Annotated in this window: 5 protein-coding genes; 3 read left to right on the forward strand and 2 right to left on the reverse strand. The window is 68.8% G+C overall.

Annotation, left to right across the window (positions count from 1 at the left end; all coding sequences use genetic code 11):
• Nucleotides 1-225 precede the first annotated feature (225 nt).
• On the forward strand, nucleotides 226-1140 hold the full coding sequence (locus OUY22_RS36075) for a sucrase ferredoxin (protein WP_270159807.1): 915 nt from the start codon (nucleotides 226-228) through the stop codon (nucleotides 1138-1140).
• A gap of 101 nt (nucleotides 1141-1241) precedes the next feature.
• Nucleotides 1242-1553: a WhiB family transcriptional regulator gene (locus OUY22_RS36080; protein ID WP_270159808.1), complete on the forward strand. Its 312-nt coding sequence runs from the start codon at nucleotides 1242-1244 to the stop codon at nucleotides 1551-1553.
• A 199-nt stretch (nucleotides 1554-1752) separates the two neighbouring features.
• On the opposite strand, the gene OUY22_RS36085 is transcribed toward OUY22_RS36080, so the two are convergent.
• Complete coding sequence (locus tag OUY22_RS36085; RefSeq protein ID WP_270159809.1) at nucleotides 1753-1986, reverse strand: DUF397 domain-containing protein; 234 nt, start codon at nucleotides 1984-1986, stop codon at nucleotides 1753-1755.
• 127 nt (nucleotides 1987-2113) lie between these two features.
• Nucleotides 2114-3010: a helix-turn-helix domain-containing protein gene (locus OUY22_RS36090; RefSeq protein WP_270159810.1), complete on the reverse strand. Its 897-nt coding sequence runs from the start codon at nucleotides 3008-3010 to the stop codon at nucleotides 2114-2116.
• A 126-nt stretch (nucleotides 3011-3136) separates the two neighbouring features.
• Between OUY22_RS36090 and OUY22_RS36095 the strand changes: the two genes are divergently transcribed.
• Nucleotides 3137-3610, forward strand: a complete 474-nt coding sequence (locus OUY22_RS36095; RefSeq protein ID WP_270159811.1) for an ATP-binding protein — start codon at nucleotides 3137-3139, stop codon at nucleotides 3608-3610.
• Nucleotides 3611-3771 lie beyond the last annotated feature (161 nt).

Here is a 3771-nt window from a genome sequence, read left to right on the forward strand (position 1 = left end):
CGGCGCGTCCCGAGCCGGTGGGCCTGGGCCTGACGCTGGGCGATCTGCTCTGGTCCGTGCGGCACGAGGGCGCGCTGGACGCCGATGACCTGCTGGACCGGCGCACGAGGATCGGCCTGGTGACGGCGGACCGGGAGCGGGCCCTGGACCTCGCGGAGGGCGCGTTCGGCTGAAGGTCTCCCCTCCGTTAGGTTAGTCTTACCTAATCACTGGAAGGGGGACGGTGTGGAGAAGGGTTGCGAGCACGCCAGAGGATGCCACACCGGCGGCGTCCCCACGTTGGCGAGTGCGACGGCGGGCGCGCGGCTCTGGCTTCTCGTCGAGTACGACGGTCCGTGGCCGTCGCACCTGGAAAACTTCGAACTTCCTGAGAACATCTCAGAACTGGTGGCGAGGGCCCTGGCCCGGGGCATCAGACCGCAGCTCATCCGCCGCCCGGGCCGCCGCACCCGGGCGCGGCGGCCGGGCATCCGTGTGCTAGTCGGCTACGGGATCGGAGATCGGCCGTGGCTCGCCGGCGGCGTCATCGCAGGTCCTGACGATCTTGACCTGGACGCGCTCGTGTCCGGAGTGGTCCCCGAGTCCTGCATACTTGAAGACGAGCCGGTATTTCTGGTCTGCACGCACGCGAAGCGCAACGCGTGCTGCGCCCGCATTGGATTGCCCCTCGCCCGCGCTCTGGCGGAGAAACTGCCAGAAAGGGTGTGGGAAACGTCACACGTTGGCGGCGATCGGTACGCTGCCAACCTTGTGTGCTTGCCACACGGAATTTTCTACGGCAGCATGTCTCAGGCTGCTGCGATCGCAGCGGCTAACGCGTACCGGTCGGGCGAGATCATTCTCGACCGTTTCCGGGGGCGCGCGGGTATCCCTGAGCCATTGCAAGCCGTCGAGCACTTCGCCCGAGCCCATACGGGAGAGTGCTCCGTCGGCGCGGTGGCCGTGGAATCCTCCAAGTCGGACGGCGACGTCACCGAAGCCATCGTGCGCTGCGGCGGCGTCCGGCTCAAGGTTGTGGTCCGGCCGGCGGCGTGGCAAGCGCCGTGCGGCTCGGTTTGCGCCGACAAGGCCACCACCTACCGGCTGGTTTCGCTGGACAGGCTCTCGCCTGTGCGGTACGCCACGCCTGCCTTCGCCTGACCAAGGGAACATCACGGTCCTGCATTGCGTTGGAACAGTGACGCCCAAAGCGTCCAATGCGGCTCAATTACCGAAATACCTCTCACGAAGGTGGTTTTCTCATGTCTCAGGTACGTCGGCAGCTCGCCCGCCCGCGCCCCAGCTGGGGTTGGCAGGATGATGCCGCGTGCCGGGGTGAGGACCTCGTGCTCTTCTTCGGCCCCGACGGGGAGCGGCAGCCCGAGCGTGACGTACGTGAGCGGAAGGCCAAGGCGATCTGCGCCGGGTGCCCCGTCCGCACGGAGTGCCTAGACTACGCCCTGTCCCGGCCCGAGAAGTACGGCACGTGGGGTGGCCTCAACGAGGACGAGCGCGCCTCCGAGCGTCGCCGTCGCATGCGCCGCGCCGCCAGCGCCGGCATCTCCGCCGCCTGACACACCCGGCAGCGTCTCGAACGAATCGCGTGATCACGCAGTTGTCCCGATGACCCGGGGCCCGGCACGGCCGGGCCCCGGAGAACCCGGTCGGGGCAACTGCCTGATCAGGTGGACCTCAGCCCCGCGCACGAAAGAAGCCGCCGTCCGGCCGGACGGCGGCTTTCTCATGCCCGCCGGGCGGCGGGTGGTCGGCTGGTCAGACCAGCAGGTCGTCGAACTCTCCGTCTTTGGCTCCCAGGACGAACGCGGTGATCTCGGCTCGCGTGTAGACGAGCGCGGGCCCGTCGGGGAACCGGGAGTTGCGCATGGCCACCTCGCCGGTGGGCAGCGTCGCCACCTCGACGCAGTTGCCGTTGGGGTTGCTCCGCGCGCTCTTGCGCCAGTCGACGGGGAGGCGACGGGCGGGCGTTCCGTTGCGGAACTCGTGCATGGGTGTTGCTCCTCGTCCCTTACGGATGCACGTGCATCCGCGCTTACGAGCCGAGAATAGAGGGACATTCCGTACCTCATATAGAGGATGACCAAATTCCCCTTATGTCCTGGCTCACAGGGGGTTCTCAGCTGTTCAGGAGCCGTTCCAGGAAACGCCGGGTCTCGCGCGGCTGCTCGGCCTGGACGCTCAGCCGGTCCATGACCTTCATGTAGTGCTCGGCGTCGGCCACCTTGTCCAGGTAGAGCGCGCTGGTCAGCTGCTCCATGTAGACCACGTCGGGCAGCTCGGGCTCGGGGAAGCGCAGGATGCTGAACGGCCCGCCGGCGGCGGCGTGCCCGCCCCGGTCGAACGGCATGATCTGGAGCGTGACATTGCTGTGCTCGGTGATCTCCAGCAGGTGCTCGATCTGCCCGCGCACCACCTCCGGCCCGCCCAGCACCCGGCGCACCGAGGCCTCGTCGATCACCGCCCAGAGCTTGAGCGGGTTGTCACCGGTCAGCCGCCGCTGCCGGGCCGTCCGCAGTTGGACCCGGCGCTCCAGCTCGGCGGGCGAGGCGTGCTCGTGGGCCAGTTCGATCACCGCCCTGGCGTAGGCGGGGGTCTGCAGCAGGCCCGGCACGAACTGGTTCTCGTAGGTGCGGATGGTCGAGGCCGCGCCCTCCAGCCCGATGTAGACCTCGAACCAGCCCGGCAGCAGGTCGCCGTACTTGTGCCACCAGCCGGGCGCGTTGGCCTGCTTGGCCAGCTCCAGCAGCGGCGCCCGCTCCTCCTCGGCCGTGACGCCGTAGAGGGTGAGCAGGTCGGCCACGTCGCGCTCCTTGAAGCTGACCTGGCCCAGTTCGAGCCTGCTGATCTTGGCGTGGGAGGCGCGGATGGAGTAGCCGGCGTCCTCGCGGGAGATGCCCATGCCGGTGCGGAGCCTGCGCAGCTGAGTGCCCAGCAAGATCCGCAGGACCGTGGGGCTGCCGGGAGAGTGTCGCAGAATGTCGCTGCCCGTCCGTTCGGCCCTCTCCGCGCTCACCCTTACTCCTTGATCCACTGCACGTGCAGATGCGATTTGCATCCGTAAATCACGAAAGAGTCTTGCATCACCGACGTCACACCGTAAAGATGGTCTTGGACACCAGAACGCGCTTCGGGGGCCAGCATGACGACTTTCGACGCCGGACCGCAAACCGCCAGCGGTCTGCGGCCGCCAGGGTGGCTCACAGCCGTCCTGATCGATGGTCGGCCCATCGAGCGCGATCGCCGGTTCGGCTTCCACGAGCTCAGCACGTTCGAACCGGGCTGTGTGTCGGTGGCCCGGCGGTTCGTCGACCAGACGCTCGGCTCGTGGGGGGCCGAGCGCGCCGCGTTCGACGCCCAGCTCGTCGCCTCCGAACTGGTCACCAACGCCATGCGCCACGGCGGCGGCGCGATCGACCTGCGGCTGCTCATGGACCACACCGAGCTGGCCTGCGTTGTGAGCGATCACAGTCCGGCCGCGCCGATGGCCGGCGAGGCCGACCTGTTCGCCGAGTACGGGCGCGGACTGCGCCTGGTCGGCGCCCTCTGCCGCGCGTGGGGCTGGCTCACGCCCGGCGGCTCCCGCAAGCTCGTCTGGGCGGTGCTGCCGGTCTAGCCGGACGCCCGGTTACGGCCGAGCACCGCCAGCACGTCGGCGTCGGTGAGCTGGTCGAAGTGCTCGTACCACTGGCCGACCGCGCGGAAGTCTGCCGGCGCGCACAGCACCACCACCTCGTCCGCCTCCGCGCGCATGGCGTTGACCGTCTCCCTCGCCCC

The sequence above is a fragment of the Nonomuraea corallina genome (assembly GCF_027620315.1).
Classification (GTDB): Bacteria; Actinomycetota; Actinomycetes; order Streptosporangiales; family Streptosporangiaceae; genus Nonomuraea; species Nonomuraea corallina.

Excerpts from the sequence above, each read along its gene's own strand:
- OUY22_RS36085 (WP_270159809.1), bottom strand. The coding sequence starts at position 1,986 with ATGCACGAGTTCCGCAACGGAACGCCCGCCCGTCGCCTCCCCGTCGAC.
- OUY22_RS36080 (WP_270159808.1), top strand. The coding sequence starts at position 1,242 with ATGTCTCAGGTACGTCGGCAGCTCGCCCGCCCGCGCCCCAGCTGGGGT.
- OUY22_RS36095 (WP_270159811.1), top strand. The coding sequence starts at position 3,137 with ATGACGACTTTCGACGCCGGACCGCAAACCGCCAGCGGTCTGCGGCCG.